The sequence below is a fragment of the Gluconacetobacter entanii genome (assembly GCF_003206495.1).
GTDB classification, from domain to species: domain Bacteria; phylum Pseudomonadota; class Alphaproteobacteria; order Acetobacterales; family Acetobacteraceae; genus Novacetimonas; species Novacetimonas entanii.
In genome coordinates, this window is sequence record NZ_NKUF01000005.1 from 39,518 (window position 1) to 64,407 (window position 24,890).

At 65.4% G+C, this 24,890-nt stretch carries 23 protein-coding genes, 1 tRNA gene and 1 pseudogene; 15 read left to right on the forward strand and 10 right to left on the reverse strand.

The window, feature by feature from the left end:
• Positions 1 to 96: 96 nt before the first annotated feature.
• The 9 genes and pseudogenes from rpmH (at position 97) to CFR72_RS03845 (ending at position 7,602) form a co-directional block, all read left to right on the forward strand.
• Positions 97 to 231, forward strand: a complete 135-nt coding sequence (rpmH, locus tag CFR72_RS03805; protein WP_010507731.1) for a 50S ribosomal protein L34 — start codon at positions 97 to 99, stop codon at positions 229 to 231.
• Positions 232 to 301: 70 nt separating this feature from the next.
• Positions 302 to 652, forward strand: a complete 351-nt coding sequence (gene rnpA, locus CFR72_RS03810) for a ribonuclease P protein component (RefSeq protein WP_110912724.1) — start codon at positions 302 to 304, stop codon at positions 650 to 652.
• Between the two features lie 47 nt (positions 653 to 699).
• Positions 700 to 945, forward strand: coding sequence for a membrane protein insertion efficiency factor YidD (yidD, locus tag CFR72_RS03815; RefSeq protein WP_110912725.1), 246 nt, complete (start codon positions 700 to 702; stop codon positions 943 to 945).
• A gap of 21 nt (positions 946 to 966) precedes the next feature.
• Positions 967 to 2,718: pseudogene (gene yidC / locus CFR72_RS03820) on the forward strand (membrane protein insertase YidC); the annotation flags it as partial.
• 391 nt (positions 2,719 to 3,109) lie between these two features.
• Complete coding sequence (yihA, locus tag CFR72_RS03825) at positions 3,110 to 3,787, forward strand: ribosome biogenesis GTP-binding protein YihA/YsxC (RefSeq protein WP_110912727.1); 678 nt, start codon at positions 3,110 to 3,112, stop codon at positions 3,785 to 3,787.
• Between the two features lie 61 nt (positions 3,788 to 3,848).
• Complete coding sequence (argB, locus tag CFR72_RS03830; RefSeq protein WP_110912728.1) at positions 3,849 to 4,754, forward strand: acetylglutamate kinase; 906 nt, start codon at positions 3,849 to 3,851, stop codon at positions 4,752 to 4,754.
• A 150-nt stretch (positions 4,755 to 4,904) separates the two neighbouring features.
• Entirely contained in the window at positions 4,905 to 5,753 is an 849-nt protein-coding gene (gene dapD / locus CFR72_RS03835) for a 2,3,4,5-tetrahydropyridine-2,6-dicarboxylate N-succinyltransferase (RefSeq protein ID WP_110912779.1), read from the forward strand.
• Between the two features lie 14 nt (positions 5,754 to 5,767).
• A complete protein-coding gene (dapE, locus tag CFR72_RS03840) occupies positions 5,768 to 6,967 on the forward strand; it encodes a succinyl-diaminopimelate desuccinylase (protein ID WP_110912729.1) in 1,200 nt (399 codons plus the stop codon).
• The gene (locus CFR72_RS03845; RefSeq protein ID WP_167400294.1) at positions 6,967 to 7,602 is read left to right on the forward strand and encodes a hypothetical protein; all 636 of its coding nucleotides are present in this window, start codon (positions 6,967 to 6,969) and stop codon (positions 7,600 to 7,602) included. The genes dapE and CFR72_RS03845 overlap by 1 nt, the downstream gene beginning before the upstream one ends.
• 106 nt (positions 7,603 to 7,708) lie before the next feature.
• On the opposite strand, the gene truA is transcribed toward CFR72_RS03845, so the two are convergent.
• The gene (gene truA, locus CFR72_RS03850) at positions 7,709 to 8,560 is read right to left on the reverse strand and encodes a tRNA pseudouridine(38-40) synthase TruA (RefSeq protein ID WP_233045072.1); all 852 of its coding nucleotides are present in this window, start codon (positions 8,558 to 8,560) and stop codon (positions 7,709 to 7,711) included.
• Positions 8,557 to 9,483 (reverse strand): methionyl-tRNA formyltransferase, encoded by a 927-nt coding sequence (fmt, locus tag CFR72_RS03855; protein ID WP_110912730.1) that lies wholly within the window; start codon positions 9,481 to 9,483, stop codon positions 8,557 to 8,559. Before fmt ends, truA begins: the two co-directional genes overlap by 4 nt.
• Between fmt and CFR72_RS17460 the strand changes: the two genes are divergently transcribed.
• Positions 9,482 to 9,625, forward strand: coding sequence for a hypothetical protein (locus tag CFR72_RS17460; RefSeq protein WP_167400295.1), 144 nt, complete (start codon positions 9,482 to 9,484; stop codon positions 9,623 to 9,625). The two genes, fmt and CFR72_RS17460, sit on opposite strands and share 2 nt — an antisense overlap.
• Here the strand turns inward: CFR72_RS17460 and def are convergent.
• Positions 9,615 to 10,157, reverse strand: a complete 543-nt coding sequence (gene def / locus CFR72_RS03860; protein WP_110912731.1) for a peptide deformylase — start codon at positions 10,155 to 10,157, stop codon at positions 9,615 to 9,617. The two genes, CFR72_RS17460 and def, sit on opposite strands and share 11 nt — an antisense overlap.
• Before the next feature lie 258 nt (positions 10,158 to 10,415).
• Between def and CFR72_RS03865 the strand changes: the two genes are divergently transcribed.
• Positions 10,416 to 10,883 (forward strand): Hsp20 family protein, encoded by a 468-nt coding sequence (locus CFR72_RS03865; protein ID WP_180999862.1) that lies wholly within the window; start codon positions 10,416 to 10,418, stop codon positions 10,881 to 10,883.
• A 153-nt stretch (positions 10,884 to 11,036) separates the two neighbouring features.
• On the forward strand, positions 11,037 to 11,234 hold the full coding sequence (locus tag CFR72_RS03870) for a DUF1150 family protein (RefSeq protein WP_244182161.1): 198 nt from the start codon (positions 11,037 to 11,039) through the stop codon (positions 11,232 to 11,234).
• 56 nt (positions 11,235 to 11,290) lie between these two features.
• Here CFR72_RS03870 and hpf read toward each other — a convergent pair whose 3' ends face one another.
• The 7 genes from hpf to CFR72_RS03905 all read right to left on the reverse strand — a co-directional run bounded on the left by hpf (position 11,291) and on the right by CFR72_RS03905 (position 17,394).
• Positions 11,291 to 11,932: a ribosome hibernation-promoting factor, HPF/YfiA family gene (hpf, locus tag CFR72_RS03875; protein WP_110912733.1), complete on the reverse strand. Its 642-nt coding sequence runs from the start codon at positions 11,930 to 11,932 to the stop codon at positions 11,291 to 11,293.
• Positions 11,933 to 12,204: 272 nt separating this feature from the next.
• On the reverse strand, positions 12,205 to 12,999 hold the full coding sequence (gene lptB, locus CFR72_RS03880; protein ID WP_233045074.1) for an LPS export ABC transporter ATP-binding protein: 795 nt from the start codon (positions 12,997 to 12,999) through the stop codon (positions 12,205 to 12,207).
• Positions 12,996 to 14,384 carry a hypothetical protein gene (locus CFR72_RS03885; RefSeq protein WP_110912734.1) on the reverse strand — a complete coding sequence of 463 codons (1,389 nt, stop codon included), beginning with the start codon at positions 14,382 to 14,384 and terminating at the stop codon, positions 12,996 to 12,998. The genes lptB and CFR72_RS03885 overlap by 4 nt, the downstream gene beginning before the upstream one ends.
• On the reverse strand, positions 14,384 to 15,202 hold the full coding sequence (gene lptC, locus CFR72_RS03890; protein WP_244182162.1) for an LPS export ABC transporter periplasmic protein LptC: 819 nt from the start codon (positions 15,200 to 15,202) through the stop codon (positions 14,384 to 14,386). Before lptC ends, CFR72_RS03885 begins: the two co-directional genes overlap by 1 nt.
• Complete coding sequence (locus tag CFR72_RS03895; protein ID WP_208629957.1) at positions 15,199 to 16,200, reverse strand: KpsF/GutQ family sugar-phosphate isomerase; 1,002 nt, start codon at positions 16,198 to 16,200, stop codon at positions 15,199 to 15,201. The genes lptC and CFR72_RS03895 overlap by 4 nt, the downstream gene beginning before the upstream one ends.
• A 133-nt stretch (positions 16,201 to 16,333) precedes the next feature.
• Positions 16,334 to 16,981, reverse strand: a complete 648-nt coding sequence (locus CFR72_RS03900) for a ribonuclease D (RefSeq protein ID WP_110912736.1) — start codon at positions 16,979 to 16,981, stop codon at positions 16,334 to 16,336.
• 326 nt (positions 16,982 to 17,307) lie between these two features.
• Positions 17,308 to 17,394 (reverse strand) — tRNA-Leu (locus CFR72_RS03905).
• A gap of 241 nt (positions 17,395 to 17,635) precedes the next feature.
• Here CFR72_RS03905 and CFR72_RS03910 point away from each other — a divergent pair.
• From CFR72_RS03910 to gltB, 3 genes are all read left to right on the forward strand, one after another.
• A complete protein-coding gene (locus CFR72_RS03910; RefSeq protein ID WP_110912784.1) occupies positions 17,636 to 18,583 on the forward strand; it encodes a complex I NDUFA9 subunit family protein in 948 nt (315 codons plus the stop codon).
• 187 nt (positions 18,584 to 18,770) lie between these two features.
• A complete protein-coding gene (locus CFR72_RS03915) occupies positions 18,771 to 20,225 on the forward strand; it encodes an NAD(P)-dependent oxidoreductase (protein ID WP_110912737.1) in 1,455 nt (484 codons plus the stop codon).
• A complete protein-coding gene (gene gltB, locus CFR72_RS03920) occupies positions 20,225 to 24,769 on the forward strand; it encodes a glutamate synthase large subunit (RefSeq protein ID WP_110912738.1) in 4,545 nt (1,514 codons plus the stop codon). The genes CFR72_RS03915 and gltB overlap by 1 nt, the downstream gene beginning before the upstream one ends.
• The last annotated feature ends 121 nt before the right edge of the window (positions 24,770 to 24,890 follow it).

Sequence of the window (24,890 nt, forward strand, 5' to 3'; positions counted from 1 at the left end):
GGGCAGTATAAGGCCCGCCTTGGGGATGTGCAGGGAAATTGCCTGCACCCCCGATATTCATCCGTAACCTGTTACAGTCAATCTGGGAGTGCCGTCGTGAAGCGCACGTATCAACCCTCGAAGCTGGTCCGCAAGCGCCGTCACGGCTTTCGTTCCCGCATGGAAACCGTCGGTGGCCGCAAGGTGGTTGCGAACCGTCGCACCAAGGGCCGCAAGCGTCTTTCCGCTTAATTGCCCTGGTCTTACGTTCCGGGACGGTCTGTCCCGGAATGACACTCTGCATTAACAGGGGCTGCTGAACGTGGCCGACCGGTCGATACGTCTCAAGAAACGTGCTGAATTCCTGAAGGTGGCGGCAAAAGGCCGCAAGGCCCCGGTGTCCGGCATGGTTGTGCAGGCGTTGCATCGTGATGATGACGATTCGGCGCGTCATGGTTTCACCGTGACGAAGAAGGTCGGGAACTCGGTGGTCCGCAATCGTGTACGCAGGCGCCTGCGCGAGGTGGTCCGTCAGGTCGGGCGGGAACTGCCACTCAGTGGCGTCGATCTTGTGGTGATTGGCCGTAGCGCCACAATCGATCGTAAATTTGCCGCGCTGCTCACTGACTATCGCAAGGCATTGAAAAAGGCCGGGGTCGTGGGGGACGCGTGAACATTCCTTCCCCCGGTCCGGTTTCACGGGGTCCTGCTGTCGCAGCGATGCGCGCAATGATCCGTGCCTACCAGTTGCTGGTCCGGCCCGTGATTGGCGCGAACTGCCGCTTTACCCCGTCATGCAGCCATTATGCCCGCGATGCGCTGGCGCGCCATGGTGCGTGGCGTGGCGGTCTTATGTCGCTTTGGCGTATCATGCGCTGCAATCCCTGGAATGCGGGGGGATATGACCCGGTGCCGGACACGCACCATGACGGTCGCTCCTGCTGCTGCATCCACAAACCTGAATAACGAGAGTCTGGCTGGTCGCTGATGGATATCAAGCGTTTAATTGTGGCGGTGGCGATGTCTGCCATGGTTCTGGTCGGTTTCCAGTATCTGGTACCGCATCCGGACCACAAGGCGGTCACACAACCCGCGGCCAGCGCCGGGCAGGATACGCCTGCCACGGCTTCGCCTGCCCCGGCGGAGGACAGGTCCGCCGCGGTGGAGGCGAAGAACGACCCGCGCCTTGCGATTGATACCGGACGGGTCAGCGGGTCGATCGACCTGCGTGGCGCGCGTCTGGATGACCTCGTGCTCAAGGACTATCACGAGACGGTCAAGCCCGGCAGTCCGCTGGTCCGTATCCTCGATCCGCGGCAGGATTCGCAGTCGAACATGGTGGAGGTCGGCTGGCTCAACATTGCGGGCGGGCAGGTGCGCGTGCCCGACGCCAACACGGTCTGGAGCGCGGACCAGTCCACCCTGACGCAGGACCAGCCCGTCACCCTGACATGGGATAACGGGCATGGGCAGGTCTTCGAACTCGTCGTCGCGATCGACCAGAACTACATGTTCTCCGTCACGCAGAAGGTACACAACCACGGGGCGGAGGCGGTGTCGCTCTACCCCTATTCGCGTGTCGATCGTGGCTATACCCCCGTGGAGACGGGGGGATACCTGGTGCATGAAGGACCGATTTCCGTCATTGACGGGCGTCTGGATGAAAGCTCCTACAAATCCGTGCGCAATGGCGCGGTGCCGCCGGGCAACCTGTCGTGGAACAAGCCCGGCACGGGCGGCTGGAGCGGCATTACCGACAAATACTGGCTGACGGCCGTGATCCCGCAGCAGGATTCGCTGGTCACCGGCAGCTATGGCTACGGGCCGGAACCGGGGCATGAGGGCGTCTATCAGGTCGGCTTTACCGCCCGCACGCCCGAAGTGATCGCCCCCGGCGGTGACGGCGTGACCGAAAGCCATGTCTTCGCCGGTGCGAAGGAAGTGCCGCTGCTGGAGAAATATGAGGCGAGCCTCCACATCCCCTCCTTCTGGAAGGCGGTGGATTTCGGATGGTTCGCGTTCCTGACGCATCCCATCTTCACCGTGCTGGACTGGCTGAATACGCTTCTGGGGAATTTCGGCCTTGCGCTGATGGCCTTCACGCTGGTGGTCAAGGGGCTATTCTTCCCGCTGGCGACCAAGCAGTTCCGCTCCATGGGCAAGATGCGCCAGCTTCAGCCCAAGGTCAAAGCCATGCGGGAGCGTTACAAAGACGACCAGATGGCGCTGAACCAGCACATGATCGCGCTGTACAAGGAAGAAAAGGTCAACCCCGCCAGCGGCTGCCTGCCGATGCTGCTGCAGATCCCGGTGTTCTGGTGCCTGTACAAGGTGCTGTTCGTCACGATCGAGATGCGTCATGCGCCGTTCTTCGGCTGGATCCATGACCTTTCGGCGGCCGACCCGACGAACATCTTTACCCTGTTCGGGCTGATCCCGTGGGACCCGACGCATATCTCGACCTTCTTCCAGCTTGGGCTGTGGCCGATCGCCTTTGGCCTGACCATGTTCGCGCAGCAGAAGATCAACCCCGCACCTGCCGCCGACCCGGCGCAGCAGAAGATGTTCCAGTTGATGCCGATCCTGTTCACCTTCTTCATGGCGCGCCAGCCGTCGGGACTGGTGATCTATTACTGCTGGAACAACCTGCTGACGATGGCGCAGCAGGCCCTGATCCAGCGTCGCGTCAATGCCGAAGCGAAGAACCCCGTGGTGAAGACGTCGCAGCCGGAAAAGCCGGGCTTCTTTGCAAAGAAGCTGCAGGGCATGCTTGAGCGGCAGGCGCAGGCGGTGCAGAACGCGGCGTCCGCCAAGGGCAAGGCCGAAGGCAAGGGCAAGCAGATCGAAGGCACCGTGATAAGGGAAATCCCGCAGGCGCCCGAAACCGATGCGGACAAACCCGCCGGGACGCAAGGCGACGCCACGAGCGCGACGAAACCGGACGCGACGACGGACGCAGGCGGCGCGCCTGCGACCTATACGTCGCCGCGCAAGGGCAAGAACCAGAAGAACAAGAAGGCCAGGGAGCAGCAGAAGGCCGCCCTCGCCAATCCCTCCGCAGGCGATGGCAAGACGGGCGGGAATAACGGGGACCAGGGCAACGGCCCGAACGGGGATAAGACAGGCGGCAATGGTTGATTTCACCCCCCAGGCCCCGACGCCCGAGGAAATCGAGCGCGACCGCGAGGCCGGACGGTTGCTGTTCGCCGGGGAATGCCAGTTCGTGTTCGGCGCGCAGAAGCTGGGGCAGTTGCCTGACCCGCTGCTGCCGGAGGTCGCGTTTGCCGGACGTTCCAACGTGGGGAAGTCCAGCCTGGTCAACGCCCTGACGGGGCGGCGGACGCTGGCGCGTGCCTCGTCCGAGCCGGGACGCACGAAACAGTTGAATTTCTTTGAACTTGCAGGGCGCCTGACGCTGGTGGACATGCCCGGCTATGGCTTTGCCAAGGCGGCCAAGGCGGTCAAGGAAGACTGGCAGGGGATGATGTTCTCGTTCCTGCGCGGGCGCCCGACGCTGAAGCGCGTGGTGCTGCTGCTGGATTCGCGGGTGGAGATCAAGGAAAATGACCGCCAGATCATGAAGCTGCTCGATCGCGCGGCGGTCACGTTCCAGATCGTGCTGACGAAATGCGATGTCCCGAAGCCCCCCGTGCTGGCGGCGAAACTGCGTGAAACGCGCGAGATCGCGGCAAGCCACGCCGCAGCCTATCCCACCGTCCTTGCGACAAGCAGCACGAACGGCGAAGGCATCGTTGAACTGCGCGCGGAACTTGCGCGGCTTGCATATCCGCCCCCCGCGCGGGCATGAAGGGTCCGGCTGTGATAAGGGTCATGGCCGCACAGTGTTTGATGGATTGAGGCACGATCGGATGACGTTAACAGGACCGGGCAGTCAGGATGCCCGCGAACGGGCAGATGTTCTGGCGCGGGCGTTGCCGTACCTGCGACGCTATGCCGGGGATACGCTTGTCGTGAAATATGGCGGCAGCGCGATGGTCGATACCTCGCTGTCGGATGCGTTCGGTCATGATGTCGCGCTCCTCAAGCAGGTGGGGATCAATCCCGTCATCGTCCATGGCGGCGGCCCGCAGATCAGCGCGATGCTCAAGCGCCTGCAGATTGAATCGACCTTCATCGACGGCCTGCGCGTGACCGATGCGGCGATGATCGACGTGATCGAGATGGTGCTGGCGGGCAAGGTGAACAAGCAGGTCGCGGGCCTGATCAACCGTGCCGGCGCGCTGGCGGTGGGGATTTCGGGCATGGATGGCGGCTTGATTTCCGCGCGCAGGCTGGAACGCCGCGCCCGTGAAAACGGGGTGGAGACGGACCGCCTGCTCGACCTTGGTTTCGTGGGGGAACCCACGCGCATCGACCCGCGCGTGATCTACGCCCTGTCGGGATCGGGACTGATCCCTGTCATCGCCCCTGTCGGCAGTGGCGAGAACGGGGAGACCTACAACATCAATGCCGACACGGCGGCTGGCGCCATCGCGGGCGCGGTCAATGCCAGCCGCCTGCTGATGCTGACGGACGTGCCGGGCGTCCTCGATGAAAACGGCAACCTCATCCCCGAACTGACGGCAGAGGATGCCCGCCGTGGCATCGCAAGCGGCATGATCTCGGGCGGGATGATCCCGAAGGTCGAGACCTGCCTTGCCGCCGTGAAGGCCGGGGCGAAGGCCGCCGTGATCCTTGATGGCCGCGTGCCGCATGCCTGCCTGCTGGAACTGTTTACCGAAGCAGGGCTGGGCACGATCATTCGCGCGGGATGAGGCGGCGGCCGCCTCTGGCTTCGAGAACCGGGGAATGCGTTGACAGGGGCGGCCATCCCCCGCATGGTCCGCGATCGCCCCATTTCATGCCGTCGCGCGCACCCTGAGACACAGGGGCGGCGATGCTGTCCGGAACAGGATTTGGAATTCATGACTGATACAGCCCTCCAGAGCCAGATCGAGGCCCTGTGGGAACGGCGTGAGACGCTGTCCCCCACATCCGGCAACGCGGAACGCGCGCCGGTGGAGGCCGCGCTGTCCGCACTTGATACCGGTCGCCTGCGCGTGGCGACGCCGGGCGCGGACGGCTGGGTTGTCAATGAATGGCTGAAGAAGGCGGTGCTGCTGTCCTTCCGCCTTAATGACAACCACCTTGTTCTTGGTGGTGGCGCTGGCGCGCCGGCGTTCGACAAGGTGCCGTTGAAATTCACTGGCTGGAACGAAGCAGAGTTCGTGCGCGCAGGCTTTCGCGCCGTGCCGGGTGCCGTCGTGCGCCGTTCGGCCCATATCGCGCCGGGCGTGGTCCTGATGCCCAGCTTCGTCAATGCAGGTGCCTATGTGGACAGCGGCACGATGGTCGATACGTGGGTGACGATCGGCAGTTGCGCGCAGATCGGCAAGAACTGCCATATCAGCGGTGGCGTGGGCATCGGCGGCGTTCTGGAACCGCTGCAGGCCGCCCCGGTCATCATCGAGGACAACTGCTTCATCGGCGCGCGTTCCGAGGTGGCCGAAGGCGTCGTGGTCGAACGTGGCAGCGTACTGTCGATGGGCGTGTTCCTTGGCGCCTCGACCAAGATCGTCGATCGTGCGACGGGCGAGGTATTCATGGGCCGCGTCCCGGCCTATTCCGTCGTGGTGCCCGGCACCCTGCCGCCGCGCCAGCCGACCTCGGCCGAGGGCAGGCCGCTGCCGTCGCTCGACTGTGCGGTGATCGTCAAGCGTGTGGATGAACGCACACGGTCGAAAACCTCCATCAACGAGCTGCTGCGCGGCTGAAGGGCGGACCGGTCATGAGCGAGACACCCACCGGCAACGCACCCCACGGGACACACGATCCCGTGGCGCAGGAGGATGCCGGGGGTGTGCTTGCGCTGGCCCGCGACCTGATCCGCTGTCCCTCGGTCACGCCGGATGACGGGTGCGCGATCGATGTGCTCGCCACTGTCCTGCGGCAGATGGGCTTTGCGGTCACGCCCCTGACGTTCGGGGAGGGGCGTGCACGCACCCCCAACCTGTTCGCCCGCCTGGGCACGGGGCATCCGCATGTCTGTTTTGCCGGGCATACCGATGTCGTCCCGGTGGGCGATGCTGCATGGCGCAGCGACCCGTTCGGCGCGCAGGTCCATGACGGCCTGCTGTATGGGCGTGGGGCGTGCGACATGAAGGGCGGGATCGCCGCCTTTGTCGCTGCCGTGCGCTGCTACCTTGCGCGGCACGACGGCCGCGTGCCCGGTTCGATCAGCCTGCTGATCACCGGGGATGAGGAAGGCCCCGCCACCAACGGCACCGTGCGCGTGCTGGAATGGATGGAGGCACAGGGGCAGATCCCCGATTTCTGTGTGGTGGGGGAACCGACGAACCCGCAGCAGATGGGCGAGGTCATCAAGATCGGGCGTCGTGGCAGCCTGAATGCCACGATTACGGTCACGGGCGTGCAGGGGCATGTGGCCTATCCCCACCGGGCGGACAACCCGGTCCACCGGCTGCTTGCCATCCTGCACGAACTGACGGCGGCACCGCTGGATACCGGCAGCGAGTGGTTCGAACCGTCGAGCCTGCAGGTGACCAGCATCGATGTCGGCAATACCGCAACCAATGTCATCCCTGCCACGGCATGCGCGCGGCTGAACATCCGTTTCAACGACCTGCATACGGGGGCGGACCTTTCGGGGTGGATACGCACCGTCTGCGCGCGGCATGCGCCGGGGGCGGATGTCCATATCCGCATCAGCGGGGAATCGTTCCTGACGCAGCCGACGGCCGGGGTGGATGCCCTGCGCGATGCGGTGGCCGGGGTGACCGGCCATGTGCCGCGCCTTGATACCGGGGGCGGGACATCCGATGCCCGGTTTATCAGCCGTTACTGCCCTGTGGCCGAATTCGGCCTGGTCGGGGCCAGCATGCACAAGGCGGATGAACATGTGCCGGTGGCCGACCTGACGCAACTGGCACGGATCTATGACATGTTTCTGGAAAGGCTGATGGCCTGATGGCGGATGACGGCATGACGCCCCAGCCCGGCGGGTTTGGCAATATCCTGCGTGGGATGCTGCTGCTTGGACGCGGGCGGGTCGCGGGGCTCGCATATTTCGGCAATACCCGCGATGCGGTCCTGACGGCGCTTGCGCCGCGCATCGCACTGTGGCTGGTCGGCGGCCTGCTGACGATGGCGCACGCGCCCGACGCCACCAGCGTCACGCGCTGGCTGTTTTCGCTGTGCATGATCCTGCTGCCTGCGGTGGTGACCTATGCGCTGGCGCAGCGCTGGCATCGTTCCGGGCTGTGGTGCCGCTATATCGCGGCGGCATGGTGGACCGACTGGCTGTCGCCGTTTGTCATGCTGGCGGTTGCGCTGCTGATGGCGCTGGGTTCACCCGCGCTGCTGGAGACGACATATGGTGGCCTGATCATCAACGGTGTCGGCTTCGCCTACAGCCTGTGGATGACATGGTTCATCGCGCGCGTCGGGCTTGCGCTGGGTGGTGGGCGTGCGGTGCTGATGGTTGGGGCCGTGCTGGTCAGCCTGACGCTTCTGGCGGTGGTGACCGCGCTGCTGCCGCCGCATTACATGCCGTGGCACGATTTCATGGCGCTTCCCGGGGCTTCGTCTGGGACCAGCCACTAAGGGCTGGTAAAGGAAGGTTTTGGGGCGCCGCTTTTTTCAAGAAGGCGGCGTTTCTCTGAAGCTTTTTGAAAAAAGCTTCACCAAAAACTTTCTGTTGCTTTCAGGATTATTTCGCGAACGGGTCTTCGGGGTAGCCCACGCCGGTCAGGTAAAGCCCGTCCGCAGGGGCCGTTGGGCCGCCCGCGCGCCGGTCACGGGCGGCAAGCGCCTGCGCCACCCGTTCGACCGACCAGCTTCCTTCGCCCACCATCTTGAGCGTGCCGGTCATGTTGCGCACCTGATGGTGCAGGAAGGCGCGGGCCTCCGTCACGATCACGATTTCCTCTCCCTCGCGCATGATCTCCATCCGGTCGAGGGTGCGGATCGGGCTTTTCGCCTGACAGGCGGAGGCGCGGAAGGTGGTGAAATCATGCCGTCCCAGCAGCGCCTGCGCCGCCTGGCGCATCAGGTCCACATCCAGTTGCTGGCGCACATGCCACACGCGCCCTTCGTCCAGTGTGGGGCGGGCGCTGCGGTTGAGGATACGATAGCGGTAGGATCGGCGGATGGCGGAAAAACGCGCGCTCCAGTTCGGCAGGACGGGGCGCGCGATCAGGATGGCCACGCGATGCGGTTTCATGTGGTAATTCAGTGCATCGCGCACCGCCGCACTGCTCAGCGGGATGTCGTCGGGGAAATCGAGGTGCGCGACCTGCCCGGTTGCATGCACGCCGGAATCGGTGCGCCCGGCGGTGATGCTGCTGACGGGACGGCCACCGGTCAGGCGCGTGGCCGCAGCCTCCAGCACGCTCTGGACCGAGGTCAGGCCCGACGCCTGGCGCTGCCAGCCGACAAAGTCGCGACCGTCATATTCGATCCTGACCGCCCAGCGGCGCACGTTTGCCGGTGCTTCGGCGCGTGGGGGGACAAATCCGGGGGGCAGGCCGCCCCATTCGGGGCGCGCGGTCTCGTCGTTCATGCGTGGGGCAGGTCGAAACGGGTGCCGACGGGCACGTCCTGTCCGCGCAGGAAGGCGTCGGCCTCCATCATGCCGCGTCCGGGGCGCTGCAGGCGCGTGATCCGCAGGGTCGTGCCATCCCCGCACGCCACCAGCAGCCTGTCATCGACAACCGTGCCGGGGGCTGCCGAGGAAGTCACGTGTTCCGGCATGACGGCCCCGATCTTGATCGTCTGGCCCGCCAGTCGGGTGAAGGTGCCGGGCCATGGCGTCATGGCGCGCACCTGCCGGTCCAGTTGTTCCGCCGTTTTGTCCCAGTGCAGGCGCCCGTCCTCGCGCGTCAGGCGCGCGGCATAGGTCACGCCTTCTTCCGGCTGCGGGCGGGGGGGCGGGATATCACGCAGGGTTTCGACAATCAGGCGCGCGCCCATGGCGGCAAGGTCGTCATGCAGGCTGCTCGCCGTGGTGCGGGGTGTCAGGGCAACGCGCCCTTCCACCAGCATCGCGCCGGTATCGAGGCCCGCATCCATCTGCATGATGGTCACGCCGCTTTCACGGTCTCCCGCAAGGATCGCCGCCTGTATGGGCGCGGCCCCGCGCCAGCGTGGCAGCAGGCTGGCATGGATGTTCAGGCACCCGTGCGTGGGCGCGTCGAGCATGACGGACGGCAGGATCAGCCCATAGGCCGCGACCACTGCCGCGTCGAGCTTCAGCGCCGCGAAATATTCATGTTCCGCCACGTTGCGACGCAGCGACAGCGGCGTGCGCACCTCGATCCCCAGCGCCTCCGCCGCGACCTGCACCGGTGACGGGCGCAGCGCCTTGCCCCGGCCTGCGGGACGGGGGGGCTGCGTATAGGCCACGACAATTTCATGCCCGGCAGCGTGCAGGGCCTGAAGCGCCGGTACGGCGAAGTCGGGCGTTCCCATGAAGGCAAGGCGCATGATGTCGGTCCATCGGGGAAAAGGCGCGCCGGGCGATGCCAGCGGCAGGCAGGCACCATGGGCGGCGGGAAAAGGGGCCGCCGCGCATCACGTCATCGGGGCGTGGGCATCGCGGCGGGGGATCGGGCCGGTCAGTGCTTGAGACGCTGTTCCTTGGCGAGGCGGCGCATGATCATGTTGCGCTTGAGCGCCGAGAGGTGATCGACAAACAGGATCCCCTCCAGATGGTCGATCTCGTGCTGGATGCAGGTGGCAAGCAGGCCATCGACCTCGATCTCGTGACGCTTGCCCTCCAGATCCTGGTACCGCACGCGCACGCTTTCGGGGCGGGCGACCTCGGCATACTGGTTGGGAAGCGACAGGCAGCCTTCCTCGCGGATGGACATGGTCTCGGTTTCGGCGATGATGTCGGGATTGATCAGCACCATCGGGTTGCGCGCCTCGTCCTTGTCCGCGACATCGACGATGGCGAAGCGCAGGCCAAGTCCCACCTGCGGGGCGGCGAGGCCTATGCCGGGGGCCTTGTACATCGCGGCGAACATGCGCGGTATGGCTTCGCGCAGTCCGGCGGTGTCCTCGGGGCGGACAAGGCGCGTTTTCTGACGGAGGATCGCCTGCGGGGCGACAAGAATCGGCATCGGCGTGGCCGTTGCAATGACATCCTGATCTATCATGTTCGCGATTTAGCGATCCTGCGCCCCGGATACCAGAGGTTCCGTGTGGTCAGAGACGTGTTTTTACCGGATCCGCCCATTTTTTGACCTGTCGCTTTTGTCCGCGCCTGTGGCCGCAGGGGGACAGTTCCCTTGCGCGCCGGCGCGGATGTCCCATATCGTGAAACAGGGTGGATGCCATGACGGGTCCACCCCTGATTGTCGTCTCGCTCTGGAATTGAGGAGGCCTGAGTGTCGGGAAGAGTGTTCGGATCCCCCATGTTTCTTGGTTTTGATCATCTGGAACAGATGCTGGAACGGGCGTCAAAGAACGCATCGGACGGGTATCCGCCATACAACATAGAACAGGTCAGCCCCACGACCCTGCGCATCACGCTGGCGGTGGCGGGGTTCATGATGGAAGACCTGCACATCACGCAGGAAGACAACCAGCTTGTGATCCGTGGGCGGCAGGGTGACGACGGGCAGGGGCGCGTGTTCCTGCATCGTGGCATCGCCGCACGCCAGTTCCAGAAAGCCTTTGTCATGGCCGAGGGAATCGAGATCGGCGGTGCATGGATGGATAACGGCCTGCTGCATATCGAACTGCACCGGCCACAGCCCGAAGTGCGCGTGCGCAAGATCGAGATCGCGAAAGGCCCGTCAATCCGCGATCGCGCAGCACCGGTTGTCGATGTGCCCGGGATGCGCAAGCAGCATGTCGTGCGGGTCATCGACGACGAATGAGGGATGAATGCCGCCCATCCCTGTTATCATGTGAATGCGGAAAATGACCTCCTTCATGGGGGTATTTTCCGGCTGCTGGAGGGCATGCAATTGAGAACAACACTCCGTAACGGTCGGCTGGTGCCGTGCTAGGGCAACAGCCTGCCGCTGGATGTGCATACACTGAGCGACAGCCAGATGCGTGCGCTGGGAATGGAATATGTGGCCTATATCAAGGAAGTCGTCGTGGACGGGGAGGAGGCGTTCGCCATCCATGCCGCCGATGGCACACCCATGGCCCTGACACCGGATCGCGACATGGCGATCACCGCCGTGCTGGAACATGAAATGGTGCCGGCGCTGGTTCACTGAACCCTGCCGCATCCCGCCCTGCTGGCCGCCCCGTCTGATGACGGGGCGGCCTTTTTTCATGCCTGGAGGCGGCCCGCGGGGTCGAGCCAGCCGATATTGCCGTCATCACGGCGGTAGATGACGTTGATCTCCTCGCTGCAGCTATTGCGGAACATCAGCAGTTTCGTATCCGCGAGATCGAGTCGCATGACCGCCTCCCCAACACTCAGCGTCGCGATGTCGGTCGGGCGTTCGGCGATGATGGTGGCATAGGGGCCGGCCCCTGCTATGGCCGGGTCCGTGTCCTCGTCCAGGCCGTCACTGGTGGCTGCCTGCCGTGTGTCCTCGCGCGCCGGGATGTCCCCACCGGGACGCAGGACGTAGCTGCGTCCCTTTTCCGTAGGCGTGGCGCGGGAACGCAGGTGCCCGTGATTGGTGGCCTTGCGGTGATAGCGGCGCAGGCGCTTGGCGATATGTTCGGCGGCGTCATCGAACGCCCCATGGGCATCGGCGGCTTCGCCTTCGCCACGCAGCGTCAGCCCGCGTGAGGCATGGAGGTTGATGTCGCAGGTAAAGAACGAACGCGCCCGGCTGAAGGTGACGCGGGCTTCCATCGCCTGTCCGAAGTATTTTTCCGAAATGCGGTCCAGGTGATCGGTCACGCGGTATTTCAGGGCGTCAGACAGGTCGATCTGCTTGCCAGCAACGCTGATGTGCATAAGGGACCACTCCTTGTTTTCGCCAAGGAAGCCATGTGCAGTGACGGAAAAAGCGATGGGCCATTTATCGTATCAGGTATGAAAATCCCCGCTCCGCATGCACGGCCTGCCCTGGCTTCAGGTTCACTCTGTTGCACCAGTTCCGGCCCACCCGTGGGCAGGGCCGGAAACCCCATCAGACATGTCCGGGGCGGTCCTGTCCATTCCTTCTTTGCATGCAAGGCGGCACGATTTTCGATGCAACCCGCCGCCCGGTCCGCAACCCGCTGTAACTAAAGTGTAAACTTCTCACCCAGATAGACGCGGCGCACGTCCTCGTTGGCGACGATTTCCTCCGGGCGGCCTTCGGTCAGGACCTGGCCGCTATGCATGATATAGGCGCGGTCGATCACTTCGAGCGTCTCGCGCACGTTATGGTCGGTAATCAGCACGCCGATGCCGCGATCCTTCAGGTGGGCGACAAGGTCGCGGATCTCGCCCACCGCGATGGGGTCGATGCCCGCCAGCGGTTCGTCAAGCAGGATGTAATGCGGCTGGCTGGCCAGTGCGCGCGCGATTTCCAGGCGTCGCCGTTCGCCGCCCGACAGCGCGAGCGAGGGGGAATGGCGCAGGCGCGTGATCCCGAATTCGCCCAGAAGCCCGTCAAGCATCGTCTGCCGCCGGTCCGCGTCGGGTTCGACGATCTCCAGCGCCGCCATGATGTTCTGTTCGACGTTCAGGCCGCGAAAGATGCTCGATTCCTGCGGCAGGTAGCCGATTCCCATGCGTGCGCGGCGATACATCGGCAATTGCGTGATATCCGCGCCGTCCAGCGTGATGGTGCCGATGTCGGGACGCACCAGCCCCACGATCATGTAAAAGCTGGTGGTCTTGCCCGCGCCATTGGGGCCAAGCAGGCCCACCGCCTCGCCACGCTGCACCTGCAGCGAGACGTCGCGCACGACCGAACGCTTGCGATAGCTCTTGCCGATGCCACTGGCGATCAGGCCCCCGGCGGGTGTGACGTCGGGTGTGATGGGGGTGGCCGGCGCGGCGGTTGCGGGCAGGGGGGCGTCGGACGTGTTCATTTCGTGGTTCCCTTGTTGCCGGTTCCGGCCTGGTTGGGCACGACAAGCCCGCTGACGCGCGATCCCGGCGTATCCGTCAGGGTGGCGATGCCCGTGCGCATGTTCACGATCGCGGACGCGCCGCTGATCTCGTTCAGCCCGCGTGAGATATGGACATTCCCCACGATCCGCGCGATCCCGCTGTCGGGAACATATACGCCACGATCGCCGGTCACCGCCTCGCTTTGTGTGCGGATCAGGATATGGCCAAAGGCATCGACGCGTTCAATCGCGCCCGCGCCGCCCGGATCACGCCCTGCGCCATGGGGCGTGCGTTCGGCCTTGGGCCGGTCATATCCCACCAGGATGTCGGCACGCATCTGCCGGCCGTCATTGGTGGTCAGCGTGGCGTTGCCACGGCTGACGGACATGTGTTCGCGCGAATGGTATTCCACCGTGTCACGCGCCGTCAGGATGTCCTGCGGGGTGGTCATCTTCATGTTCGTGCCGGTCATCACCAGCACGGCCTGGTCCATGTCGTACACCGCCCGGTCGCCCCATGCCTGGTCGGTATTGGTGAAGATGTGGACATGCCCCACCGCTTCGAGGCGATAGACCTCGCTGCCGCCATTGCCGGGCGTGCCATCGCCGCTGGGGGCGGGGGTGTTGTTATGGCCCATGGACTGCGACGCGGGCCGGTCGGGCGGTGGCAGATCCTCCGGCAGGGTGTCGGAATGGGTCACAAGGCTGGTATCGACGTCCGGGTCGGCGCCTGCGGTCTGCTGTGCAGCAGGGGCCGTCGCCGTGGGTGGGGTGGTCGCCGCAGGCATGTTGCCCGGTGACGCGGCGGCAGGCCCGGCAGGGGAGCTTGCGGGAGGTGTCGCGGGGACAGCCGCCTGCTTCTGCGCCGGTGGGGCCGCGGCGGGGGACGGCTTCGTGGCCGGATGTTTCCTGTCCCCCGGGCGCGCCGTCTGGATCGACGCATCGGGCGGGGCCGCGTCGGGGTCCTGCGCCGGGGCGGGCGGGGGGCCTGCCTCCGCGATGGGGGGCGTGGCCTGTGGCTGCTGCTGTGGTTTGGGTTGCGGCGTGGTTGCCTGCGCTGCGGCCTTTGGCACATTTCCGGACGCAGACGCGGCAGGGGAGGACGGATGCGTGCCCGGCGTCTTCTTGCGGTAATAGGCGATCAGGCGGTCCGCGCGGACCGTGACATTGCCCCGCACGGCCTGCGCACGGTCATAGGCGGTGACGGTCTGCGTGTTCTGGTCCCAGTCGAACCCGCCCGCCGCCGTGATGCTGACCTGCCCGCCCTGCGACATGTCCAGTCCCTGTGCGGTGGCAGGCCCGGTGCAGATGGTCGAGAGCGCCGCGCCGGCAAGCAGCACGGAGGTGAGGGCATGCCTGCGCATCAGCGTTTCCCACCACCGGGCATGGTGGGCGCCGCCGGGGCCTGGGGCCCGTTCGCCGCCCCGCCATGCGTGGTGTTGAGGATCAGGCGCCCCGGTCCCCGGAACTGCATGATGCCGTCACGGATCAGCAGCATCGTCCCCTGCGTGTCCAGGATGCCGAACGGACCTTCGGAATGGATCCAGCTGTCGGACACGATGACGCCGTGTTTCATGTCGATATCCGCGGTTGGGCTGTACATGGTGGTTCCGTCGCTACGATAAAGCATTACGTCCTGGGTCAGGTCCAGAAGCTGGCTATGCTGGATATAGACGCCATTGCGCGCCGTGACATAGACCCAGTTGCCCGGCCCCAGCAGGGTATCGGCCTGCGGCGTGGTCAGGTCGATGCGTTCGGTGGAGATCTGTCGCGCCTCGCTCGCCGTTACCATGAAGGGATGGCCATGGTCGTCCACCCCGCGATAGGTGGCGTTGAGCATGCTGCCGCTCTTGACGCGCACATGCGACATCTGCGCCATCGTGCCGCGATGCATGATGACCGCGCGTTCCACGGCGGGCCACGCTGCGATCGACCCCAGCAGCACCAGCGCGGTCAGCGGCAGCACCCATTTGGCCGAGCGCATGATCGCGCGCCGCCGCGCCAGGTCGTTCTCGTTGGGCAGAAGCCGCTGCCGGATGGAGCGGGTGTCGAAGATGCTGCGCTGGCGGGCTATGTCTTCGGCCGAACGGGCGTAATCCTCGCGCTGGACACCGCCTTCGCGTGCATCCGTGCTGCGCGCGTCCGTATCCTGCGGCGGATCGTCTGGCGCCCTGTCGTTCATGCCACCCCGGCACGCAGCAGGTCATGGATGTGCAGGATGCCGATCGGGCGACGGTCCCCATCCAGCACGAACAGGCTGGTGATCGGGCGCGGGCGGTCGTTCATGATCCGCAGCGCGTCCACCGCCAGCACGTCGGGGCGGATGGTCTGCGGGTTCGTGTTCATGATGTCGGCGGCGCGGGTGCCGTCGATATCCTGTTCCAGCGCGCGGCGCAGGTCCCCATCGGTAATCAGTCCCGCCAGCGTGCCATCCGGCCCCACCACGCCCATGCAGCCAAAGGCCTTGTGCGTCATTTCCATGATGACCTGACGCAGCGGCAGGTCGGGGGAGCCGAGCGGCATGCTCGGCCCGGCATGCATCAACTGGCGCACGTCGCGCAACTGCGCGCCAAGGCGGCCGCCGGGGTGGAAGATCCCGAAATCATCCGCGCCGAAGCCGCGCTGCGTCAGGAGCACGATCGCCAGAGCGTCGCACAGCGCAAGCTGCATGGTCGAACTGGTGGTGGGCGCCAGCCCCATGGGGCAGGCCTCCGGCGACTGGGGCAGGACCAGCGCGATGTCCGCCGCCCGCGCCAGTGTCGAATCGGCACGGGCGGTCATCGCGATCAGCAGCAGCCCGAACCTTCGTGCGTGCGAGACGATGTCCGCAAGTTCCGACGTCTCCCCCGAATTGGACAGCGCAAGGATCGCATCGCCGGGCTGGAGCATGCCGAGATCCCCGTGCGAGGCCTCGGCCGGGTGGACGAAGATCGACGGCGTCCCGGTGGAGGCCAGCGTGGACTGGATCTTGCGCCCGATATGCCCCGACTTGCCGATGCCCGTCACCACGACGCGCCGCGCGGGCATCGACAGGGCCTCCACCGTGCGGATGAACGCATGTCCCAGGTCCGATGCCGCCACCCCCTCATGCGCCGGGCCCAGGGCCTGACGCAGCGCCGCCATCATGTGCGCCAGCCCGTCGCGCTCGGTCTGCAGGACCTTGCAGGCCGATTCGATCATGTCGGTCTGGTCCGTGCTGATGGAACCATGGTTCGGATGGGACTGGAGGCTGTCGGTCATGCCTGTGTTTTCTGTATTGCCGTAAAAGGCGCCCCCGTTTCGCCGGGGACAGGTGAGGGGATGGGGACGGTTTTCAGGCCGCCCGGTGGGCGAACAGGTCCGGGTCCTCGTAGCCAAGGATGTCGAGCCGTGCGCGCGTTGGCATGAAGTCATAGCATGCCTGCGCCAGTTCGCGCCGCCCCTCGCGCACAAGCAGCGCCTCCAGCCGTGCCCACAATGCATGGAGATACAGCACGTCGGAGGCGGCATAGACCATCTGTTCCGGTGTCAGGTCCGGCGCGCCCCAGTCGGAACTCTGCTGCTGCTTGCTGAGTTCCACCCCGAGCAGTTCGCGGCACAGGTGCGCCAGGCCATGCCGTTCCGTATAGGTCCGCACCAGCTTGGATGCGATCTTGGTGCAGATGCACGGGGCGACCGTGATGTCGAAGGTGAATTGCAGGATGGCGACGTCAAAGCGTGCGAAATGCATCAGTTTCGTCACGGACGGGTCCGTCAGCACCGCGATCAGGTTGGGGAAATCCGCCGCCCGCGCATGGGCCGGGACCTGCACCAGATGGGCATGCCCGTCGCCGCCCGACAGTTGGACGAGGCACAGCCGGTCACGATGCGGGTTGAGGCCCATCGTTTCCGTATCGACAGCCACCGCGCCCGCGAATTTCACATCGGCCGGCAGGTCGCCGCGATGGAAATGGATGGTGTCGGGGACGGTGGTCTGTGGCATTGCGGGTCGTGCTCCGTAACGGGGTCTGTCCGTGGCATGCGCCATGGGGCGGCAGGCGGCAAGGGGCATTTCCGGCGGTCCGGGACGTGGAAACCCGGAAAACAGGGCACGCCGCGCCACTGTCAGCATCCAGGCGGCATTATGCCGACAGGGGTAACAGTGTCGCGGTTTACACGAAATTCGTATCTGGAACAGGGGGGATTGATGCGAACGTCCAACTATTTGGGACATCGGCGGCGGCATGGGCGGCCATCTGCATCAAAAGGACAAATCCCTGCCGGGAATGTCCCGGCAGGATTTATCGTGATTTTTCTTGGGAAAAATCCTGGTGCCCAGAAGAAGACTCGAACTTCCACGACCTTGCGGCCACAGGTACCTGAAACCTGCGCGTCTACCAATTCCGCCATCTGGGCTCAGAGGCTCCCCGTTGCCGGGGTGGTGTGAGGCGGTTTCTAGTCCGGGTTGGCGTGGTGGTCAACAGGGGTGTGTGTATTTTTTTGAATTTGATGGTGTTTTTTTATGAAAGGCGCGGAAAACCGCCTTTTCCCATGTGGCGTGGTCGCGTCGGAATGACGTGCATGCATCGTGATGCTGGCCCATGATCGGACCCCCATGATCCGGGCACGGGATCGCAACCCACGGGAGGTATGTCGGATGGATATTCGCAAGGTCGCAACGGTCTTTGGCGGGACGGGCTTCGTGGGGCGGCATGTGGTCGCGCGCCTTGCACGGGACGGGTATGTGGTGCGCGTCGCCTCCCGCCGGCCCGACCGGGCGGCAGGGATGCGCCCGCTTGGCGATGTGGGGCAGATCGTGCCGCTCTATGCCTCCATCCTTGACGAACGTTCGAGCGTCGCCGCCATCGAGGGGAGCAACCTTGTCGTCAACCTTGTGGGAATCCTCGCCCCCGGGCGGCATGTCAGCTTCGAGGCGGTGCATGTGGACGGCGCGGCGCGGGTGGCGCGACTGTGCGCGTCCGCGGGCGTCGGCGCGCTGGTGCACATGTCGGCCATTGGCGCCTCCCCCGACAGCGTTTCGGCCTATGGCCGCAGCAAGGGGCGCGGCGAGGTCGAGGTCACGCGCCATATGGCGGAGGCGGTGATCGTCCGTCCGTCCCTCATCTTCGGGGCGGAGGATCATTTCACCAACATGTTCGCCGCCATGTCGCGCTATCTCCCCGTCATGCCGGTCTATGGCGGGGCGACACGGTTCCAGCCCGTCTATGTCGGGGATGTGGCGGAGGCGATTCGCCGCATCGCGCAGGGCATGGAAATGGGGGCGGGCACGGGCACGGGCATGGCGGGGGAGATTTTCGAGCTTGGCGGCCCGCGCGTATGGCGCATGGAGGACCTGGTGCGCTGGATCATGCGCACGGCGGGGCATCCACGCCACGTCTTCGCCGTGCCGTCGTGGCTGGCGCGGCTGCAGGCGTTCTTTCTGGAATATCTCCCCGGCAAAATGCTGACGCGTGACCAATTGGCGATGCTCCATATCGACAACGTGGTCGCGCCGGGGATGCCCGACCTTGCGCGACTGGGCATTGCGCCGCTTTCCCTCGAAGTGGTCGGGCCACAATATCTCGCCCGCTTCCGCCCGGCCTGAACGGTCCGCCATCCGGGGTATCTGGCCATATCTTGCGGTTTTTTCGCAAGAAGGTCAGTAATGCTGTCTTTTCTTTGCGGCCTGCCTTGCGTAGGTGTGGCTCACCGTGGGCGCGCCCGGCGTGCGCCTGCATGTTTTCCAGACCGGATTTTCCAGGCTGGACTTTCCAGACCCGAGGGGCAGGCCAATGGCAGAGCGCATGCTGAAATTCGTCTCCGTGGCGCAGGAGCAGCCCGAAAAGCGGCCTGCGGAGTCACGGCGTAAGGATTTCAACGAAATCTATGACGAACTGCCGCGCCAGCAGGCGCAGACGCAGTCCTCGCGCTGTTCGCAGTGCGGCGTGCCGTTCTGTTCCGTGCACTGCCCCCTGGGCAACAACATTCCCGACTGGCTGATGATGACGGCGGCGGGACGGCTGGAGGAAGCCTATGAGGTCTCCTCCGCCACCAACAACTTCCCCGAGATCTGTGGCCGCATCTGTCCGCAGGATCGCCTGTGCGAAGGCAACTGCGTGATCGAACCGGGATTCGAGAGCGTGACCATCGGCGCGGTGGAACGCTTCATCACCGACACCGCGTTCGAGCAGGGCTGGGTCCAGCCGGTGCGTCCCGTGACCGAGCGCACGCAGACGGTGGGCATCATCGGGGCCGGTCCCGGTGGCCTCGCCGCTGCCGTGCAGCTTCGCGAACTCGGCTTTCAGGTCCATGTCTATGACCGCTACGACCGCATCGGCGGCCTGATGATGTATGGCATCCCCGGCTTCAAGCTGGAAAAGGACATCGTCCTGCGCCGCCATCGCCTGCTTGAGGAGTCCGGCATCACCTTCCACCTCGGCAAGGGGGTCGCGGATGTGGACGGTGACGACACGATCGCATTTTCCACCCTGCACAACCGCCATGACGCGGTGCTGATCGCGACGGGTGTGTACAAGTCGCGCGATATCGGCGGTCCCGGCGCGGGGCTGGGCGGGATCGTGCGCGCGCTCGATTACCTCACGGCGTCGAACCGCGTCTCCCTTGGCGACAGCGTGGCGGAGTATGACAGCGGCGCGCTGAACGCCGCGGGCAAGTCCGTGGTCGTGATAGGCGGTGGCGATACGGCGATGGACTGCGTGCGCACCGCCATCCGGCAGGGCGCGCGCTCGGTCAAGTGCCTGTACCGCCGCGACCGCGCCAACATGCCCGGCTCCGTCCGGGAGGTGAAGAACGCGGAAGAAGAAGGTGTGGAGTTCGTCTGGCTTGCCGGGCCGGAGGCCTTCCTTGGCGACGGGCACGTGACCGGCGTGCGCGCCGTGCGCATGAAGCTTGGCCTGCCCGACGCCAGTGGGCGGCAGTCGGTGGAGCCGGTCGAGGGTAGCGCCTTCACGCTGGAGGCCGACCTTGTGGTCAAGGCGCTGGGCTTTGACCCCGAACCGCTGCCGACCCTGTGTGGACAGCCCGACCTCCAGGTTTCGCGCTGGGGCACCCTGATGGTGGACCGGCAGACCTTCATGACCAGCCTGCCCGGTGTGTTCGCCGCAGGTGATATCGTGCGCGGGGCCAGCCTTGTGGTGTGGGCCATCCGTGATGGACGCGACGCGGCGGCGCAGATGCACCGCTGGCTTGAAACCGTGGCGGCCGTGCGCGCCGAAGCGGCGGAGTGATGACAATGGACCAGCACACAGCACACAACCCGGCCCCGACCGGGGATTTCGTGCGCGAATGGCGCGACAATGCCGAGGCGATTTCCGGCCTGTATGACCCCACGCAGGAACATGACGCCTGTGGTGTCGGCATGGTCGCGGCCCTCGATGGCAAACCGCGCCGTGACGTGGTGGAGGCCGGGATCGCGGCGCTGAAGGCGGTGTGGCACCGTGGCGCGGTCGATGCCGATGGCAAGACCGGCGACGGCGCGGGCATCCATGTGGAAATCCCGCAGGACTTCTTCGCCGACGCCATCCATATCGGCGGTGACGCCAGCGTGGACAGCCAGATCGCGGTGGGGATGATCTTCCTGCCCAAGACGGATATCGCCGCCCAGGAACGCTGCCGCCAGATCATCGAGAGCGAGATCCTCGCCTTCGGTTACGCGATCTATGGCTGGCGGCAGGTGCCGATCAACACCGACTGCATCGGCGAGAAGGCCAACGCCACCCGCCCCGAGATCGAGCAGATCCTGATCCGCAACACGCCGGGCACCGAGGAGGACGCGTTCGAGCGCGACCTGTATGTCATCCGCCGCCGGATCGAGAAAAGCGCCATCGCCAACCAGGTGGACCTGTATGTCTGCTCGCTTTCGTGCCGGTCGCTGATCTACAAGGGCATGTTCCTGGCCGAGCACCTGACGGAGTTCTATCCCGACCTGCTCGACCCGCGTTTCGTCAGCCGCTTTGCGATCTATCACCAGCGTTATTCCACCAACACCTTCCCGACATGGAAACTGGCGCAGCCGTTCCGCCGCCTTGCCCATAACGGGGAGATCAACACGATTTCCGGCAACGTCAACTGGATGAAAAGCCATGAGACGCGGCTGGCCGACCCGGCGCTTGACCCATATATGGACGACCTCAAGCCCGTGGTGCAGGCGCAGGGGTCGGATACGGCGTGCCTTGATAACGTCTTTGAACTGCTGACCTTTGCCGGGCGTGACGCGCCGATGGCGCGCTGCCTGATGGTGCCCGCCAGCGTCGGCGGCAATTCCGCCATGCCGCAGCGGCACAAGGACATGTATTCCTACTGCAACGCGGTGATGGAACCGTGGGACGGGCCTGCGGCGCTGTGTGCCACGGACGGGCGCTGGATGCTGGCCGGCCTTGACCGCAGCGGCCTGCGTCCCCTGCGCTATACCGTGACGTCGGGCGGCCTGCTGATCGTGGGGTCCGAGACCGGGATGGTCAAGGTGCCGGAGGCCGACATCGTCAGCCGTGGCCGCCTCGGGCCGGGGCAGTCGCTGGCGCTCGACCTCAAGGAAGCGAAACTCTACAACAACGACCAGTTGCTAGACCTGCTCTCCGCGCGGCAGGATTTCGCGGGGTGGGTGAAGCGCACGCGCGACATCTCCTGCCTTGTGCGTACCAGTAGCGGGGAAATCAGCCTCTATCAGGGCGAGAACCTGCGCCGTCGCCAGCTTGCGGTCGGCACCACGCTTGAGGAGCTGGAGGTCATCCTCCAGCCGATGGTCGAAAACGCGGCCGAAGCCATCGGCTCGATGGGTGACGACACGCCGCTTGCGGTGCTGTCCACGCGCTATCGCGGGCTTGCGCACTATTTCCGCCAGGCCTTCAGCCAGGTGACCAACCCGCCCATCGACAGCCTGCGTGAAACGCGGGTGATGAGCCTTGTGACCCGGCTTGGCAACCTCGGCAACATCCTTGAGGAAAGCGAGACGCAGTGCGACCTGCTCCAGCTTCCCAGCCCGGTCCTGACCACGGGTGAGTTCAAGGCCCTGCGGGAGTTCTGTGGCGAGAATGCGTGCGTCATCGACTGCACCTTCCCCGCAGCCGATGGCGAGGCCGGCCTGCGCGAGGCCATCGCGCGCATCCGCACGGAGGCGGAGGACCATGTCCGCCGTGGCTGCACCCATGTCTTCCTGACGGATGAGCACCAGTCGGCGGAGCGCGCCTATATCCCCATGATCCTTGCGACGGCGGCGGTGCATACGCACCTCGTGCGGCAGTCGCTGCGTACCTTCACCTCGCTCAACGTGCGTTCGGCGGGCGCGCTTGACGTCCATGCCATCGCGGTGACGATCGGGGTGGGGGCGACGACCATCAACCCGTACCTGGCGCAGGAAAGCATCGCGGACCGCCACCGGCGCGGCCTGTTTGGCGACATGTCCTTTGGCGATGCGGTGGAGCGTTACCGCAAGGCGGTGAACAAGGGCCTGCTGAAGATCATGTCCAAGATGGGCATCTCCGTGGTCTCGGCCTACCGGGGTGGCTACAATTTCGAGGCGATCGGCCTGTCGCGCGCGCTGACGGCGGAGTTCTTCCCCGGCATGCCCTCGCGCATTTCGGGCATCGGCCTGTTCGGCATCGCGCGCAATGTTCTGAGCTTCCATGAAAAGGCGTGGGACCGCCAGATCGAATCCCTGCCGGTGGGTGGCCGCTACAAGCTGCGCCGCACGGGCGAGGTGCATGCCTTTGACGGCACGCTGATCCACATGCTGCAGACGGCGGTCGCGACCGACAGCTTCACGATCTACCAGCGCTATGCCGACGCGGTGCGCCGCCAGCCACCGGTGGCGCTGCGCGACCTGCTCGACTTCCGTGGCGGGCGCACGCCCATCCCCGTGGAATCGGTCGAAAGCATCACCGAACTGCGCAAGCGCCTGGTCGCGCCGGGAATCTCGCTCGGCGCGCTCAGCCCCGAAGCGCACGAGACGCTCTCGATCGCGATGAACCGCATCGGGGCGAAGTCGGATTCGGGCGAGGGCGGCGAAGACCCCGCCCGGGCAAAGCCGCGCGCCAATGGCGACAATGCGTCGTCTGCGATCAAGCAGATCGCCTCCGGCCGCTTCGGCGTGACCGCGCAGTACCTCAATGACTGCCGCGAGATCGAGATCAAGATGGCGCAGGGCGCGAAACCGGGCGAGGGCGGGCAGCTTCCCGGCTTCAAGGTGACGGGCCTGATCGCGAAGCTGCGTCATGCGACGCCGGGGGTGACGCTGATCTCGCCCCCGCCGCACCATGACATCTACTCCATCGAGGATCTGGCGCAGCTTATCTACGACCTCAAGCAGATCAATCCCGAGGCCACCGTGACCGTGAAGCTGGTCGCGCGTTCGGGCATCGGCACGATCGCGGCGGGCGTGGCGAAGGCGAAGGCGGACGCCATCCTGATTTCGGGCCATTCCGGCGGCACGGGCGCAAGCCCGCAATCCTCGGTGAAATATGCCGGCATGCCGTGGGAGCTTGGCCTTGCGGAGGCGCATCAGGTGCTGATGCTCAACCGCCTGCGCCACCGGGTGAAGCTGCGCACCGATGGCGGGCTGAAGACCGGGCGTGACGTGGTGATCGCCGCCATGCTGGGGGCGGAGGAATTCGGCATCGGTACCGCAAGCCTTGTCGCCATGGGCTGCATCATGGTGCGCCAGTGCCATTCCAACACCTGCCCCGTGGGCGTGTGCACGCAGGACGACGAACTGCGCAAGAAGTTCGAAGGCACGCCGGAGAAGGTCATCAACCTGTTCTCCTTCATTGCCGAGGACGTGCGCAACATCCTTGCCTCGCTGGGCTTTGCGACGCTCAATGAGGTGATCGGCCGCACCGACCTGCTGCATCAGGTGCTGCGTGGTGCGGACTACCTTGACGACCTCGACCTCAACTCCCTGCTGGCGCAGGCCGATCCGGGGCCGCATGCGCGCTACTGCACGCGTGAAGGCCGCAACGAGGTGCCCGAGACGCTCGATGCGCAGATGATCGCCGATGCCCGTCCCCTGTTCGACCATGGGGAGAAGATGCAGTTGCAGTACAACGTGCAGAACACCCACCGGGCGATCGGCACGCTCATCTCGTCGCTGATCGTGCGGCAGTTCGGCATGGACAAGCTGGTGCCCGGTCACCTGACGGTGCGCCTGCGCGGTTCGGCGGGGCAGTCGCTTGGCGCGTTCGCGGTGCAGGGGCTGAAGCTCGAGGTGCTGGGCGACGCCAACGACTATGTCGGCAAGGGCCTGTCGGGGGCGACGATCATCGTGCGGCAGTCGCCATCGTCGAACCTCGTGTCCAACGAAAACGCCATCATCGGCAACACCGTGCTGTATGGTGCGACGGCGGGTGCGCTGTATGCGGCGGGGCAGGCGGGCGAACGCTTTGCCGTGCGCAACTCCGGCGCGATCGGCGTGGTGGAGGGCTGCGGCTCCAACGGGTGTGAATACATGACCGGCGGCCTTGTCGTGATCCTGGGTGAGATCGGGGACAATTTCGGCGCGGGCTTCACCGGTGGCATGGCCTTTGTCTATGACGCCAGCGGCACGTTCGAGGAGCGGGTCAACCCCGACACCCTGACATGGACCCGTGTGAGCGACCCGAAATGGGAGGCCACCCTGCGCGAGCAGGTGGAGGCCCATGTGCGCGAAACCAGCAGCCGTTATGCCGAACTGCTGCTGCATAACTGGGACAAGGTGCTGCCGCGTTTCTGGCATGTCGTGCCGCGCGAATATGCGAAGGTCATCGGCTTCGCCCCCGCCGAACTGCCGCGCAGCGCCTGACGCACGCGCCTTGCGGCATCGGGAAACATGATGACAGGGCCGGGGGTTTTTCACCCTGGCCCTGTCTGTTTTTGCGGGCTGTTTTTCGGGAATGTGGCATCAGGTGGTCGCACTGGCGGGG